The organism is Paeniglutamicibacter selenitireducens (assembly GCF_051550675.1).
Taxonomy (GTDB): Bacteria; Actinomycetota; Actinomycetes; order Actinomycetales; family Micrococcaceae; genus Paeniglutamicibacter.
This window is the reverse complement of sequence record NZ_JBPULF010000003.1, coordinates 377,108-392,944: the sequence shown is the minus strand read 5'-3', so window position 1 is coordinate 392,944 and position 15,837 is coordinate 377,108. Positions and strand designations below refer to the sequence as shown.

Here is a 15,837-nt window from a genome sequence, read left to right as displayed (position 1 = left end):
AGCCCTCTGCACCAAGCAAGACGTTGGACGCATCGATTTCCCGGGACTAGGGCCAGGACCCGCACGACTGTGGCTGCACTTTTATGTCGAGGCGTCGCTACTGGAGTTTGAACAATTGCGCCCGACGATCTTCAGGTTGCGGAGTACCGTTCGACCTTTGGGGACGAACAGCGACCCACTTGAAATTCGGGTCATTGGAAAACAAGGGCACCTGCCTTGGATCCGCCAATACCCACTCGGCACCGTACTTGTCCATGATTTCCCTGCGCTCCTCGGTCTGGGTCGAAGCGTCAAAGAACACTTGAGTGTCGTGATTTCGTTCTCGTTCAGCCTCCCCCAGGAACGGGTCGGGCCAAGCCGGCATTACGGTGAATACGCCGTAGGCGGGGGTCATCAGAAGGGCTTCACGATTCGCTGTCATTAGTGTGTCATTGTGGCCCACATAACGGGTTACCCATCTGTAACTGCCCATGCCCTGGCTCATCCCGTGTGACTGTTTCATTGCTGCGGGGTAGATGCCTGGGGCAAGTAGATTGATGAATCCGCTTTGGAAAACGAAACCTGCCAGAATCGCGAGGATTAGAACCGAAGAATAGATTCGCTTTAACTTGCGATTCCGGGATCCAATCCATTCGGCGATAGCCACACCAACGGCAACCTGGCTCAACAAGGCGATCGCCGGAAACACACGACCCAAGAAATAGTTCCCGGAAATACCACCAACAACATAGACAAGTGTGCATGCAAGCACCGTGAGGGAAAGCGGATCCAGCCTGTCCTTGGACAGCCGCACCCAGATAACCGGAATGACACACGCGAGCAGACCAAACTTCTGGATCAGTCCTTCGTACAGCGCCACATGGACAGCGTTGAACGAGTCGACGCCTCCGGTTGACTGGAAAAGGTTGAACCACGGCCAGGCAAGCACCAACAGCACGACGGACACAATGATCCCAAGGAATACAACAAACTTTTCGCGATCGATCTCGCGTCGGTACCTCAGCAAATAGAAGGCCGAGTACCCGGCCACCGCCAACGCGGTAAATTGATGCGACATAAGTACGAAAAAGGCCCCAAGCGCGATTCCTGTTGCAAGCCAAATCCTGGAAGCGCGACTGATGTCCTTTTGAACCAGGGCGTGAAGCCACGCCCATAGCAACATTCCCAGACCAACCGCAAAGGTGGACGGGTATGAAATTGTTGCGATGAGGCCCGGCAGCGAGATGAACCCACTCCACAGGAACAATCGTGTTCCCCACAGGAAGAAGACAGACAGCAGGACCCACAAGGGAGCCATACGTTCCTTCGACAATGTCCTCACGAACAAGCCAACGCCGACCAAGACCAACACAAGATTCAGAACACCGGCGATTCGCAGAATCGAAAAACTTCCCAATCCAGTGAATTTTCCTACCGTTGCCCAAAAAACCATGTAGGGGGAGAAATATGGGTTTCCGAGTCCTGATTCATCGACCATCGGATCCCGCGGAGCCCAGAAGTTGTCTTGAAGCCTTTCGAGGGTGGCCGCGTGTACAAAAATGTCGCCGTAGGTCGGCAACAAGACAATGGCTGGAATAAACACGGCCACAGTTGCGAGGCACGCCCACACATAGGGATTTCGAAGATAGTGAGGAATTCGCACCCGTAGAATATACGTTGCCAATGACAAGTCAACGAACTTGCACATTCGAGAACCAGGGGCTTCGCGGGACTGAATGTAGATTCAAAACGAGTTGGCGTGCCAATCAAGGGACCGAACAAGTTTCGACGGACGGCAACCACAGTCGCCTTCGGAGCCGGACTCGAATGGACATACGCTACAGCTTCTACGGAATGATTCTTAGCCCTCCACCAAGCTGATTCATTCGAGGCAACTGCGGTCGCTATCAGCTGTCGTGAGGTTCCATTCCCAGTTCTGGACCCGATCCTGGCCCGCTATCCGATTTTGCTTCGGCCTTCCACGTTCCGTGCGCCAATGTCCCGACCATGGCGTTGAGCACCGCGACCGTGGGGACGGCAAACAACGCCCCGGGGATCCCCGCGAGGTAGGTGCCAGCGGCCACCGCGAAGACGACGGCCAGCGGATGGATCTTCACCGCGGCGCCCATGGCCAGCGGCTGCATCACGTGGGCCTCGAAGAGGTGGACGAGCAGCACTCCGCCGAGCATGACGAGCGCCTGGATCGGCCCCGCGAAGACCAGGGCCACCAGCACCGCCAGCGCGCCCGTGACAATCGCCCCGATCACCGGGATGAAGGAGGCGAGGAACACCAGGATCGCCAGCGGGAGCACCAGGGGAAGGCCCAGGAAGAAGGCGAACAGGCCGATGCCCACGCCGTTTCCCGCGGCCACCACGATCTGTACCCGCACGAAACTCGTCAGAGTGTTCCAACCCGCCTTCCCGGCGCCGTCGACAGCAGGGCGCACGCCACCCGGGAACAGCCGCACCGTCCAACGCCAGACGTTCGACCCGTCGATCAGCATGAAGACCGTGGCGAAGACGGTCAGCAGGGTTCCGGCCACCACGTGGCCGGCCGTGCGGCCCGCCACCAGCACACCGCTGAAGACCTCGCTCCCGTGGGCTTGGATGTCCTGGCCCACCTGGACCAGGAACGCGTCGAACCGGGCACTGGTGAACTGCAGGGGCGAGGAATCGAGGTAGTTGCGGAACTGCTGGTAGGCAACCGCCGAACGCTGCTTGACCTCCGGCAGGCCGGCAGCGACCTGCGTTTCCACCAACAGGACCAGGCCCGTCATGACAGCCGTTGCACCCAGCACGGCCAAGGGAATCGCCAGCCACGGGCGCCAACCGTGCACCACCAGCCAGTCGACCGGAGGTTTGAGGAATGCGGTGAGCAACAGCGCCACAAGGAATGGGACGACGATTTCCCCGAGCCTGGCCACCAGGAACACGAACACTGCCAACACGCCAAGGATGCCCAGCACCCGCCAGGCGCCGCGGCCCAGCACATCGAGCCGGGGCGGCAGCACCCAACCCGTGCCGCCCCCGTCCGCCACCGCGGCATTCCCCTTGGATTGCACGGGATTCCCTCCCCCGGATCAGCCTCCAGCACCAGAGCGCCGATTGCGCAACGGGCCCACGTGCGACGAATCTACCCCCGCACCAGGTCCCGCACCAGCTTCCGCGTGCGGCGCCGGCACGGCGGAGCGGCGCCCAACACCTCACGCGCCACGATTTCGAAGTTGACGTTCAATGCCGCCGTACCGGCGGGTAGGGAATAACGTATGACATGGGTTACATGCCGCACCGGGCTCGGTCTTGCCCGGTAGCCGGCAGGTTCCCGATGGCTCGCCACACCCCTGAAACGAAGGCTCGATCTTGAACGGCAATGCAACATTTCGGCACAGCAATTCGGCGTTGCTGGCTATCACCAGCGTTCAGGCTCCGGTGGTTCTCAGCTCCGCCGAGTTTGACGAGCGGCTGGCACCCAGCCTCAAGCGCCTGCGGCTCTCCCGCAAGCTCCTGGAACGCGTGGCGGGGGTCGTCGAACGCCGCTGGTGGGATGCCGGGACAAGTTTCGACGACGCGGCGGTGGAGGCCGGCGGCAAGGCCCTGGCCGAGGCCGGCATCGAAGCGGGCCAGGTGGGCCTGCTCATCAACACCTCGGTGACCCGGCGCAACCTCGAACCCTCGGTGGCCGCCAAGGTGCACCACGGGCTCGGCCTGCCCTCCTCCGCCATGAACTTCGACGTGGCAAACGCCTGCCTCGGCTTCGTCAACGGCATGACACTTGCCGCCAACATGATCGACGCCGGGCAGATCAAGTACGCCCTGATCGTCGCCGGCGAGGACGCCCAGCCCACGCAGGAAACCACGATCCGGCGGCTCAACGACGCAAACTCCACGCGCGAGGACTACCTGCGCGAGTTCGCGACACTGACCCTGGGCTCGGGGGCCGCGGCGGCCGTGATCGGCCCGGCCGACGAGCACCCCGGTGCCCACCGCATCCTCGGCGGCGTCTCGCGCGCCGGAACGCAGCACCACGAGCTGTGCGTCGGCGGGCCGGCCGGCATGTTCACCGACACCAAGGGCCTGCTGGACAACGGCCTGAAACTGGTGGTCAACGCGTGGGACGAGGCGCACGCCGCGGGCTGGAACTGGCGCTCGATGGACCGCTACGTCACCCACCAGGTCTCGAACTCCTACACCAACGCCATCATCAAGGCCGTGGGCCTGGTCCGCGACCGCGTCCCCATCACGTTCCCCAAGTGGGGCAACGTGGGGCCCGCCTCCCTGCCCATGACGCTTTCCCAGGAGGCGGCAACCCTGCGCCCCGGGGACCGCGTGCTGTGCATGGGCGTGGGTTCCGGCCTGAACACCGCCATGATGGAGCTCGCCTGGTGAACACCGCCCTCCCCGGGGTGGACCCGGCCTGGTCCCGGCACGTTTCGGTGCCCTCCACCTCGGCGGCCGACGCCCCCGGCACCACCCACGACTGGCACCTGCTGGACAACGGGCCGGAGCTGGAATCCCGCGGCATCGAACCCGTCGGCACGCTGCTGTGCGTCCACGGCAACCCGACCTGGTCCTACCTCTGGCGCAGCCTGCTCGGGCACGTGCAGGCCCATGCCCTGCCCTGGCGCGTGATAGCCGTCGACCAGCTGGACATGGGGTTCTCCGCACGCACCGGGGTCTTCCGCCGGCTCGCGGACCGGGTCAACGACCTCGGCGACCTCACCGACGCCCTGGGGCTGAAGGGCCCGGTGACCACCGTCGGCCACGACTGGGGCGGGATCATCTCGCTGGGCTGGGCGCTGGAGCACCCGGACCTGCTGGCCTCCGTGGTGCTCACCAACACCGCCGTGCACCCGGCGGGGCACGACCTCCCGGCGGTGCTGCGCCTTGCCACCCACCCGGCGGTGCACGGCTGGGGCACCACCACCAGCCCCGCGTTCCTGCGCACCACGCTCGCCCTGGCCAACCCATCCCTGGAGACCGGGGTCCACCACGCCTTCATGGCGCCCTACCGCGGTGCCCCCCGGCGCCACGGCGTGGGCAACTTCGTCGCCGACATCCCCTTCGCCCCCGGGCACCCCAGCCGCCCGGCACTGGATGAAATCGCCGAGGGCCTGCGTTCCCTCAAGGTCCCCGCACTGTTGCTCTGGGGCCCGAAGGACCCGGTGTTCTCGGACAGGTACCTGCGCGACCTCATGGACCGGCTGCCGCACGCCGCGGTGCACCGCTTCGAGGGCGCCGGGCACCTGCTGCCCGAGGACCGCGATGTTGCAACCCCGGTCTTCGACTGGCTCGCGGGCCACGCCGTCCCGCAGGCTGTCCCTGAGGCAACGCCCGCCGACATCGCACCATATGTGCCGATGCTCGCCGAGCTCGACGCCCGGCGGAACGACAACTCACCGGCCGTGGTGGACATCAACCCTCCGGCGTCCCTCTCCTGGGCGCAGCTGGGGGCCCGCGTGGATGCGTTGGCCCGCGGGCTGGCCGGCATCGGCGTGCGCCGCGGCGAGCGCGTGAGCCTGCTGGTGCCCCCGGGCACCGAACTGACAACGCTGATCTACGCCTGCCTGCGCCTGGGTGCGGTGATCGTGGTGGCCGACGCCGGGCTGGGCACCGCCGGACTCGGCCGCGCCATCCGCGGCGCCGGACCCGGCTACCTCATCGGCATCGACCGCGCCCTGGCCGGCGCCCGCATCCTCGGCTGGCCCGGCGTCCGCATCGCCGCCGGCCCCCTGCCCGCCGCCAAGCGCGCGCTGCTCGGCGTGGCGCACACCGTCCCGGAACTGCTCGAAGCCGGCGCCGCGGCGCCGGATGCCGAAGGCGCCCCGCCCGCCTTCGAACCCGTAGACCCCGACGCCGACGCAGCGGTGCTCTTCACCTCCGGTTCCACGGGCCCGGCCAAGGGCGTCGTCTACACGCACCGCAGGCTCGCCGCCATGCGCGACACCCTCAAGGACACCTACGGGTTGAAGGCCGGCTCCGGGCTCGTCGCCGGCTTCGCACCCTTCGCCCTGCTCGGCCCCGCCCTGGGCGCCACCTCGGTGACCCCGGACATGGACGTCACCTCCCCGCGCACGCTCACCGCCGCAGCCCTTGCCGACGCCGCGGCGGCCATCGGCGCGGACACCGTCTTCGCCTCCCCCGCGGCGCTGGCCAACGTGCTGGAAACCGCCGGTGGCCTGGACCCGTCGCAGCGGGGAACCCTGGGCGCCGTGGGGCTGCTGCTCTCCGCCGGGGCGCCGATCCCCGAGCCGCTGCTCACCCGACTCCAGGAACTTGTCCCGGGCGCCGCGATCCACACCCCCTACGGGATGACCGAGACGCTGCCCGTCACAGACATCGACCTGCCCGGCATCCGCGCCGCGGGCACCGGCAACGGCGTCTGCGTGGGGACCCCGGTGGCCGGGGCCACCGTCGCGATAGCCGCCCTGGACGGCGACGGCAGGTCCGGCGACATCCCGGGCACGGAGCCCGGGGTGCTCGGCGAGATCCTCGTGGCGGCGCCGCACGTGAAGGAACGCTACGACAGGCTCTGGATCACCGAATCGGACAGCGCCTCCATCCCCGGCTGGCACCGCACCGGGGACGTGGGACACCTCGATGCCGACGGCCGCCTCTGGGTCCAGGGGCGCCTGGGGCACATCCTGACCACCGCCTCCGGGATCGCCACCCCGGTGGCCGCCGAGCACGCCGCCCAGTCGGTGCCCGGCACCGGACGGGCAGCCGTCGTCGGGGTGGGCCCGGCCGGCACCCAGGTCGGCGTCGCGGTGCTGGAAACCGTTCCACCGGCCCGCCGGGCCGCACCCGCCGGCCAGGCACTCTCCGCCGCGGTGCGCGCCGCCGTCGCCACGACGGGGCTGGAGATCGCCGCGGTCCTGGTGGTCCCCGCACTGCCCACCGACATCCGGCACAACTCCAAGATCGACAGGAGCGCGCTGGCTGCCTGGGCCGGGAAGACCCTGGCCGGGGGAAGGACCGGCAACCCGTGAGTGCCGCATCGGGCCCCGTGCCCGCCCACGAAACCCACCGTCCGGCGCCGCTGCCCCGCCGCGTCCTTGTCACGGGTGCCAGCGGGCTGCTCGGGGGCCGGGTCGCCGAACTGCTGCGCGCCAGGGGGCACGCGGTGCGCACCTTCCAGCGCCGGGCCTCCGCGTCGGCGACCGACGAGGTCCTCGGCTCGCTCGCCGACGCCGAGGCGGTGCGCCGCGCCGTCGCGGACATCGACTCCGTCATCCACCTGGCCGCCAAGGTCTCCTTCACCGGGGCCTGGGACGAGTTCGTTGCCACGAACATCACGGGCACCGCCACGCTGCTCACCGAGGCCCGCGCCGCCGGGGTCCGGGACCTGGTCTTCGTCTCATCCCCCTCGGTCGCCCACTTCGGGGCCGCGCTGGCCGGGGCCGACGCCGGGGACGCGGACCCGGAACGCGCCCGCGGGAACTACGCCCGCTCCAAGGCCGCGGCGGAGCGCCTGGCCCTGGCCGCCGATTCGCCCGGCTTCCGGGTCACCGCCATCCGCCCGCACGTGGTCTGGGGTCCCGGGGACACCCAGCTTGTCGAGCGCGTGGTGGCCCGCGCGCGTGCCGGGCGCCTGCCGCTGCTGGACGGCGGGGCCGCCCTGATCGACACCACCTACCTGGAGAACGCGGCCGAAGGGATAGTGCGCGGGCTCGAACGCATGGACCACGCCCACGGCCAGGCGCTGGTCCTCACCAACGGGGAACCGCGGCCCGTGGGCGAACTCATCGCCGGGATCTGCCGCGCCGCGGGGGTGCCGGCCCCGGCCTGGAGCGTCCCGGGATGGCTGGCCCGCGGCGCCGGTTCGGTGATCGAAAAGGCCTGGTCCGCCGCCGGTGCCCGCGGGTTGGTCCGCGACGAGCCACCCATGACAAGGTTCCTGGCGGAGCAGCTCTCCACGGCACACTGGTTCGACCAGCGCCGCACCCGGGAGGTGCTGGACTGGGCCCCCTCGGTCACCATCGAGCAGGGCCTTGGCCTGTTGGCCGCTCACTACGGCGGAACGGGGCCGGGGACGCCAGCGTCACCCTGAGCCGTACCCCGGGCCGGACCCCGACCGACATACCTACCTCCACCCCGGCCCGCTTCCCCCGATTCCCGGCGAGCGCTGCGGCGGGAGCAACTCCCGGCAACCGAAACCTTCTCCCGGGCTATTGCTTTGCCCTCCCGCGTGCTTACCCTTGGGAACATCGGCATCCGTCCCTCAAGAGTCCCCCTTCACGGAGAGGCTTGGCATGGCACAAGTTTTTGACCCCGGAACCGCGGCAGCCTCGCCAAGCCGCCCCGACCACCCTCGCGAGGGGGCCCGGCAGGCGCTGATGGTGACGTGGTCGGTCAGCGACACCTTCGGCGGGATGACCGCCATGTGCCTGAAGAGAGCCAGCCTCTTCCACGAACGGGGAGTCCCCAGCGCTGTCGTGACCTTCAAGCCGGAACCGGCCTTCGACTCCATCCGCGCCTCACTCGTGGCCCACCGGAAGCTCCACCCCGGAGTCCCCATCCTGAACCTGCACGAGTACTACGCCTCGGTTCCCGCAGAAACCTCGCCCGCCCGCCCGGACCCCCGCGAGCACGAGCAGTTCGAGTGGAACCACCACTCCAGCACGAGGCGCGATATCGATGGCTCGCTCCTCTTCACCGAACATTCGTCGCGGATCCACGCGGGGATCTCATACCGGGAGCACTACCGGCCAGACGGCACCATCTACCTGACCGACTCGGTGCTCCCGTCGGAACAAGACGCCCGAAAGACGCGTCGCATCCTGCGCCTGCTGGATCCGCAGGGGCAGGTGCGGGCCGAGTTCGCCGGGGCGAGCGAACTCTACAAGCACTGGCTGGGGAAGCTGGTCGGCCGGGCCGAAACGGACATCCTCGTCGACAGCAAGTTCTCCGCGGGATTCCTCTGGTCCTTCGAACACCCGCTGGCCATGAAGTTCGTCAATTTCCACAGCACGCATATCTCGCCGGGCGAGGACCCGCTCACCGGAAAGCTCTCGGATGCCCACCAGGGCATCATCGCCAACCGGGAGAACTGGGACGGGATCACCTTCCTGACCCGGTCCCAGCGCGAGGCCTTCGTGGCGCGGTTCGGCGACCAGGGAAACACGGTGGTCATCAGCAACGCCGTCGACGGGCCGGCCGAGCTGCCGGACTTCGCGCGTCGGGAGCGCTCCCTGGTGGTGCACGTGGGCCGCTTCACCAAGGGCAAGAACCTCCCCGAGGTCGTTGACATCGTCCACGATGTGGCGGCCGGGGGCACCCCCGTCCGCCTGGACCTGATCGGCGAGGGCGAACAGCACCGGGACCTGGAGGAACACGTCCGGAAACGCGGCATGGAGGCAATCGTCCGGTTTCGCGGCCACCTGGACAACGTTGAGGAGGAATTGTCCGCCTCCAAGGTGCTCCTGCTCTGCAGCAAGTTCGAGGGCCAGTCCCTGGCGCTCCTGGAGGCACAGGCCGCCGGATGCGTTCCCGTCGCCTACGACGTGGACTTCGGGCCGCGCGATGTGATCCGGCACGGCGTCACGGGAATCCTCGTCCCGTTCCAGGACCGCAGGGCAGCTGTCCGTGCCGTGGAGCGCCTGCTGAGAGACGATGACTGGTGCGAGGAACTTTCGAGGAACGCCTTCGACCTCGCCAAGCACTACACGAGTGACGAGATCTTCGGCCAATGGATGCAGGCCCTTGACGCGGCCAGGGCGAAGCAGTCGGCGCGGCGGTCGATGGCCGGGGCCAAGGCCCGGCTCTCCGCTTTGAGGTTCCACGCGGACGGAACCCTGGAGATCGAGATCGGAACCGAACTGGCAGGGCTCGGGCTGGACGGTCTTGAGCTCGTGCTCTCGGAACGCGGCAACCCGGACGCCCCCGCGGTGAAGTGCCCACCGATCAGGGAAACCGAGGACGGCTTCGGGTTCCTGGTTCCGGCGGACCTGCGTACGAGGATTTCGGGCAGCGGAGCCATAGACGTCCACGTGCGATTCGAAACGGACGGGGTCGGGCGCACGGTGAGGCTGGGCGCCGACCCGAAACCGGGAAGCAGCCCCTTCCTGACGGCCTACGGGAACCTCAGCTTCAAGTAGGCCCGGCATGGATGCGGGTACCTGTCTGGCGCCCGGTGGACGCACGGTTTTCGCGGTGTTGCGGGGCACAGTTTGTGCCAAGCCCCAACTGGTATAGTGATAGCGCCAAGCGGCAAATGCGGTGATCTTCCTCATGTCCAACCCCTCGCGGCGGGGCATCCGGAAATCGTGTAGTTTCAACTCACATACCGTTTCGCCGCTTGGTTTGCGTCAATACCGAAGCAGCACCAAAGAGCACCCCACGGCGTATTTCGGGACTGGTCCAGGCGGCACACATCGCCGGCCCCGGTCCCGGCGAGGCCCTACCGGCTTCAATGGTGATAACTACCAACACAGACAGGTGTCTCGAGTGAAAGACTGGCTAGGCCAACGCTTGTCGACGATGATTTCGTCGCCAACCGGAGTAAAGGTACGCAGGTCCCTGGGCATTGGCCCCGCCCCGGTTGCCAACCACGAGATGGACCGCATCCCCGTGGCGGGGGAAGTCGTCGTCTACTTCAGCGACGTGCCAAACCGCTCCTACCAGCTGGAGCAGTGGCTCCCGGCCCTCGAGAACCTCAACAAGGTCCACCCCGTTGTCCTGGTCTTCCGCAAGGTGCCGGCCATGCGCCAGTTCCGTTCACTGACCACCCTGCCCAAGATCTTCCTGCGCAAGTACGACGACCTCGTCAACTTCTACAAGTTCAACGATTTCAAGGTCTGCCTTTACGTGAACAACGGCGTGGCCAACTTCCAGTCGCTGAGCGCACCGGACCTGGTCCACGTGCACGTCAACCACGGGGAGAGCGACAAGCTCTCGATGGTCTCCAACCAGGCCAAGGGCTACGACAAGACCTTCGTCGCGGGGCCGGCCGCCATCGAGCGCCACAAGGCCGCGCTGATCGACTTCAACCTGGACAGCCTGGTGAAGGTTGGCCGGCCGCAGCTGGACAGTTCCTTCACCTCACCGCTTGCCGCCTTCGCCGGGCGAACCGTGATGTATGCCCCCACTTGGGAGGGCGAGAACGACGCGAACAACTACACCTCCCTGGACATGTTCGGCGAGCAGATCGTTTCCACGCTTGTTTCCCTGCCGAACACCCGGGTCATCTACAAGCCGCACCCCCGCATTTCCACGACGACCAACAAGGACATGGCCGCGGCCCATGCACGGGTCGTTGAGATCCTCGGCTCCAACCAGGTCGCCGGCGTAAAGCACATCGTCGACGACTCGAGCAACATCCTCGATTTGTTCGAGGGCGTCGATGCGCTTGTCACCGATGTCTCGAGCGTCGGCCTGGACTTCCTCTACCTGCACCCGGAGTGCCCGCTGATCCTCACGGACCGCAGGGACAAGATGGGCCTGCTGCACCGCGAAGTGCCCGTCAGCCGCTGCTGCCCCGTCATCTCGAAGTCCACCGCGGGCGAGCTGCTTCCGGCCCTCTCGAACCACTTCGACGGCGCGGAGCACCTTGAAGAGCGCCGCGAGATGCGCTCCTTCTACTTCGACGAATTCGAAAAGGGCCAGTCGACGACCGCGTTCATTTCAGTGATCAGCGACCTGATCGCGGATCGCCGGAGCAAGCTGGCCGCGAAGGGCCGCGGCTAGGCAACACCGGCGCCGGCAACACTGCCGCCGGCGCACAAAGAGCACAGGCACAGGCCGCGTTGCTCCAGCCTTCCTGCTGGTGCAACGCGGCCTGTGCCGTTTCCGTGCCTTGGCCTTTGCCGGTGTCAGACGGCCGCCATGCCGCGCTCACCGGTGCGGACGCGGATGACCTCCTCGACGTGGCTGACCCAGATCTTCCCGTCCCCCGCGTTTCCGGTGTTCGCCGTGGAGACCAGGACATCGAGGATGTCGTCGCACAGGGTGTCCTCCACAAGCACCTCCAGGCGGACCTTGGGCAGCAGGTCCACGGTGTGGTCGGCGCCGCGGTAGACCTGGGTGTGTCCACGCTGCCGGCCGTAGCCGCTGGCCTGGCTGATGGTCATCCCCTGCACCCCGTAGGTTTCCAGGGCGGAGCGGATCTGGTCGGTCTTTTCCGGGCGGATGATCGCCGTCACGAGTTTCATGCGTTGATCTTCTCCTTGGCTGGTGCCGCCTGCTTGGCTGCGGCGCTGGTCTTGAGGTGGGACGAGGTGGCCGGGTGCGGGACGAAGGTCCCGCCGGTCCCCAGGCCCCCGAATTCGTAGCCGGTTTCGGCGTGCTGCATGAGGTCGATGCCGGCGACTTCCTGCTCCTCGGTCACCCGGAAGCCCATGGTCTTGTGGATCGCCAGGCCGATGACGGTGGTCATGATCGCGGTGAAGGCCATGACCACCATGCAGGCCACGAGCTGGGCCCAGAGCTGGCCGAAGCCGCCGCCGTAGAACAGTCCCCCGCCGGCGCCGTCCACCGGAAGGGCGATGAAGCCGAGTGCCACGGTACCGATAACGCCGGAGACCAGGTGCACACCGACAACATCCAGGGAGTCGTCGTAGCCCCAGCGGTACTTCAGCCCCACGGCCAGGGCCGAGACGACGCCTGCGACAAGGCCGAGGCCGATGGCTGCGACAGGCGAGACGTTGGCGCAGGCCGGGGTGATGGCCACCAGGCCGGCGACGATGCCCGAGGCGGCACCCAGCGAGGTGCTGTGGCCGTCGCGGATGCGTTCAACGAGGATCCAGCCGAGCAGTGCGGCGGCCGGGGCTGCCAGGGTGTTGACCCAGATCAGGCCGGCTTCCTCCGCCGTGCCTGCCGCTCCCCCGTTGAAACCGAACCAGCCGAACCAGAGCAGCGCGGCACCCAGCATGACCAGCGGGATGTTGTGCGGGCGCTGGCTCGGGTCCTTGCCGAAACCTCGGCGCTTGCCCAGGATCAGCGCCAGGACAAGGCCCGCGACACCGGCGTTGATGTGGACCACGGTGCCGCCGGCGAAGTCGATGGCCTCTCCGACCACCGAGCCGATCGCTCCCTCGGCGCCCAGGATGCCGCCGCCCCACACCCAGAAGGCGATGGGTGCGTACACGAGCGTCACCCAGACGGGGACGAAGACCAGCCAGGCACTGAACTTGGCGCGGTCGGCGATGGCACCGGAAATCAGTGCCACGGTGATGATGGCGAAGGTTGCGCCGTATCCCGCCGCGATGAGCCCGTCGGTGCCGATCAGCGATTCCATGCCGAAGCCGTCTGCGGGGTTGCCGAGCAGCCCGGCGATGTCCGCCCCGCCGCCGGCCATCGAATTGCCCCAGAGGACCCAGACCACGGCGACAAGTGCCACGGCGGAGAAACTCATCATCATCATGTTCAGGACGCTTTTGGCGCGGGTCATCCCGCCGTAGAAGAATGCCAGTGCAGGTGTCATGAGCAACACGAGTGCCGCGCAAACCATCATCCACACCTGAGTGGTGGTTAGCTCCATGTCCAACGCCTCCCGAGATCGATGGCGAGACCCTCTCGCCTTGGTTCAAGGATTCACCTCGGGTGTTTCGGCTTTTCCAGCCCCCTGTTTCGCCGCGGTTACGGAAGCGGCGCCACCGTAAAGGACTGGTGTCCGACCTGTTGCGGGGATGTTACAGGCTCAGTTCCCGGCTCCCCCGGCGATCGCCGGCTTCGCGTGGCCGGGCAGAGCCGCATCCAGTTTCCCGGCGAGGTACGGGGACATCGAACGCACATAGGTGGCGGTCAGGTGGGAGCCGTCGATGTACGCGATCACCGAGCCGATGACCGCGGGGCAGACACCCTCCCGGCAGAAGAACCCGGACATGTCCACGACCTCGGCCGTGCCGCCGGCGGCACTTCGGACGGCATCGGCGAGCGGGTCGATGGCGGTCCAGGTACCGGGGGTCCCCGAACAGCCGGCGTAGGGTTCCTTGCCCGCGGCAATGCAGTCCGGGACGTTGGGAACGGTGTTGCCGGGGAACGGGCTGTCGCGGATCACCACGATCGGGGTGCCGCCGGCCATCCACTTCGAGAGGTACGTCTTGTACCCGGCCAGCGCCTGCTCCCGCGTGGTCGCCAGGGTCTCCCCGCGGACCGGAAGCGACTGCCGGGCCGCGGCGATGACCACGTCGAACTGCCCGTGCGCCGTCTGTTCAAGCACCCACTGCCCGAAGTCGTGGCAGCCCGCGGTGCTGGCCGCGGAATCGAAGTCCAGTTCGGCATCCGTGGGGGCGCAACGCGTGGCCAGGAACGTGGAGATCGTCCAGTCCCGCTCCTGCGCAATCTGCTGCAGCGCCGGCAGCCACTGGCCCGCATGGGAGTTTCCGACCAGCGCGACCTTCGTCGCGCCGTTGCCGTAGGTGCACACCGGCCGGTCCGCGAACTCACCCTGGGACCAGCACTTGTCGGCGTACGCGTCGGACCTGTCCTTCTTGGCCGCCGCGGGCGAGGGGACCAGCGGGCCGGTGTCCGCCTCGGCGCAGTCGTTCACCATGGAGGCGGCCCCGAAGCACTCCACGCCGACCTCGTCCAGGGCCTGGGCCACCTGGCCGGCCGTCTGCGCCGGGGTCTGCTCGCGCTGCGCCGCGGCGCCCACCAGGGCACCGCCGACCAGCCCGATCGCCAGCGAGCCGGCGAGCAGGAACCTGCCGCCGGTCAGGATCCGCGCGCGGTCCAGGCTGATGCGGAAATTGACCTCGACGAGGGCCCTGGTCAGCACGGCCAGGACGAGCGTCGCGGCGATGATCCCGAGCTTCTGGGGCCAGGCCAGGGGGCCGAGGGCGAAGGGAAGCAGCACGATCAGCGGCCAGTGCCACAGGTAGATCGAGTAGGAGTGGTCCCCCAGGAACTGCACGGGACCCCAGGAAAACGCCCGCCCCGTCGAGGACCCCGCCTCCGCGTGCACCCACAGCACCACCGCGGTGCCAAGCACCGGCAGGGCCGCGGCGACGCCCGGGAACGGCGTGGCGCCGTCGAAGGCCACGGCGGAGACCAGCAGGGCAGCGACCCCGGCCCACCCCGCCGCCGAGGCCGTCGGCGAGGCCCTGAAGCGCGCCGAGGCGGCGGGCAGCAGTGCCACGATGCCGCCGGCGGCAAATTCCCAGGCCCGGGTGAAGGTCGAGAAGTAGGCGATGCCCGGCTCGCCGGCGGTGAGCTGGATGCAGTGGGCGAACGAGAGCAGCGCCAGGGCACCGACCCCGTACCTGAGCACCTGCAGGCGCCGGGCGCCCAGCGCCGACGCAGCAAGGGCCAGCGCGCCGATCACCAGGGGCCACAGCAGGTAGAACTGTTCCTCGACGGAGAGCGACCAGAAGTGCTGGAGCGCCGAGGGGGTGTTGCCCTCGGCCAGGTAGTCGACGCTCGATGCCGCAAGCGACCAGTTCTCCACGTAGAAGGCCGACGCCACCGCCTGGCCGCCCCAGTCGCGCCACACGGTGTCCGGGGCCAGCAGCCGGATCCCGAGCACCGTCACGGCAAGCACCGTGAAGGCCGCGGGCAGCAGCCGCTTGACCCGGCGCATCCAGAACCGCCACACGTCCCGGGCCGCGCGCGGCGGGTTGCGCACCAGGTGGGCCGTCATCAGGAACCCGGAGATGACGAAGAAGGCATCGACGCCGACGAACCCCCCGGGCAGTGCACCTGGCCACAGGTGGTAGATGACCACCAGCACCACGGCGACGGCGCGCAGCCCCTGGACGTCGTCGCGCAGGCTTCGCCTGGCCGAGTGTTTCATGGTGCGCTGCTTCCTCCTACGGGGCCGGCGGCGGCCTGGTCGTTGCTCCGTCGACGTGCGTTCGGGATCCCCACCATGGTAGCGCCGATACCGCACCCGCGAGTGGACCACGCGCCGGGCACCCGGGCATG

10 protein-coding genes are annotated in these 15,837 nt (G+C 67.7%); 5 read left to right on the top strand and 5 right to left on the bottom strand.

Annotated elements, in window-relative coordinates; all coding sequences use genetic code 11:
- Positions 1 to 97 precede the first annotated feature (97 nt).
- Positions 98 to 1,669: a hypothetical protein gene (locus tag ACSYDW_RS08505; RefSeq protein WP_438338287.1), complete on the bottom strand. Its 1,572-nt coding sequence runs from the start codon at positions 1,667 to 1,669 to the stop codon at positions 98 to 100.
- A 217-nt stretch (positions 1,670 to 1,886) separates the two neighbouring features.
- The gene (locus tag ACSYDW_RS08500; protein WP_438338286.1) at positions 1,887 to 3,041 is read right to left on the bottom strand and encodes an AI-2E family transporter; all 1,155 of its coding nucleotides are present in this window, start codon (positions 3,039 to 3,041) and stop codon (positions 1,887 to 1,889) included.
- 298 nt (positions 3,042 to 3,339) lie between these two features.
- On the opposite strand from ACSYDW_RS08500, the gene ACSYDW_RS08495 reads away from it, so the two are divergent.
- The 5 genes from ACSYDW_RS08495 (at position 3,340) to ACSYDW_RS08475 (ending at position 11,661) form a co-directional block, all read left to right on the top strand.
- The gene (locus tag ACSYDW_RS08495; protein ID WP_438338285.1) at positions 3,340 to 4,365 is read left to right on the top strand and encodes a 3-oxoacyl-ACP synthase III; all 1,026 of its coding nucleotides are present in this window, start codon (positions 3,340 to 3,342) and stop codon (positions 4,363 to 4,365) included.
- On the top strand, positions 4,359 to 6,965 hold the full coding sequence (locus ACSYDW_RS08490; protein ID WP_438338388.1) for an alpha/beta fold hydrolase: 2,607 nt from the start codon (positions 4,359 to 4,361) through the stop codon (positions 6,963 to 6,965). The genes ACSYDW_RS08495 and ACSYDW_RS08490 overlap by 7 nt, the downstream gene beginning before the upstream one ends.
- A 50-nt stretch (positions 6,966 to 7,015) precedes the next feature.
- Positions 7,016 to 8,026: an NAD-dependent epimerase/dehydratase family protein gene (locus ACSYDW_RS08485; protein ID WP_438338387.1), complete on the top strand. Its 1,011-nt coding sequence runs from the start codon at positions 7,016 to 7,018 to the stop codon at positions 8,024 to 8,026.
- 202 nt (positions 8,027 to 8,228) lie between these two features.
- Entirely contained in the window at positions 8,229 to 10,073 is a 1,845-nt protein-coding gene (locus ACSYDW_RS08480; protein ID WP_438338284.1) for a glycosyltransferase, read from the top strand.
- Between the two features lie 382 nt (positions 10,074 to 10,455).
- On the top strand, positions 10,456 to 11,661 hold the full coding sequence (locus tag ACSYDW_RS08475; protein ID WP_438338283.1) for a CDP-glycerol glycerophosphotransferase family protein: 1,206 nt from the start codon (positions 10,456 to 10,458) through the stop codon (positions 11,659 to 11,661).
- Positions 11,662 to 11,786: 125 nt separating this feature from the next.
- Here ACSYDW_RS08475 and ACSYDW_RS08470 read toward each other — a convergent pair whose 3' ends face one another.
- From ACSYDW_RS08470 to ACSYDW_RS08460, 3 genes are all read right to left on the bottom strand, one after another.
- Positions 11,787 to 12,125 carry a P-II family nitrogen regulator gene (locus tag ACSYDW_RS08470; protein ID WP_438338282.1) on the bottom strand — a complete coding sequence of 113 codons (339 nt, stop codon included), beginning with the start codon at positions 12,123 to 12,125 and terminating at the stop codon, positions 11,787 to 11,789.
- The gene (locus tag ACSYDW_RS08465) at positions 12,122 to 13,453 is read right to left on the bottom strand and encodes an ammonium transporter (protein WP_438338281.1); all 1,332 of its coding nucleotides are present in this window, start codon (positions 13,451 to 13,453) and stop codon (positions 12,122 to 12,124) included. The genes ACSYDW_RS08470 and ACSYDW_RS08465 overlap by 4 nt, the downstream gene beginning before the upstream one ends.
- Before the next feature lie 159 nt (positions 13,454 to 13,612).
- Positions 13,613 to 15,706 (bottom strand): acyltransferase family protein, encoded by a 2,094-nt coding sequence (locus tag ACSYDW_RS08460; RefSeq protein ID WP_438338280.1) that lies wholly within the window; start codon positions 15,704 to 15,706, stop codon positions 13,613 to 13,615.
- Between the last annotated feature and the right edge of the window lie 131 nt (positions 15,707 to 15,837).

Coding starts and splice junctions, on each gene's coding strand:
- ACSYDW_RS08475 (WP_438338283.1), top strand. CDS start 10,456: ATGATTTCGTCGCCAACCGGAGTAAAGGTACGCAGGTCCCTGGGCATT.
- ACSYDW_RS08480 (WP_438338284.1), top strand. CDS start 8,229: ATGGCACAAGTTTTTGACCCCGGAACCGCGGCAGCCTCGCCAAGCCGC.
- ACSYDW_RS08465 (WP_438338281.1), bottom strand. CDS start 13,453: ATGGAGCTAACCACCACTCAGGTGTGGATGATGGTTTGCGCGGCACTC.
- ACSYDW_RS08460 (WP_438338280.1), bottom strand. CDS start 15,706: ATGAAACACTCGGCCAGGCGAAGCCTGCGCGACGACGTCCAGGGGCTG.
- ACSYDW_RS08470 (WP_438338282.1), bottom strand. CDS start 12,125: ATGAAACTCGTGACGGCGATCATCCGCCCGGAAAAGACCGACCAGATC.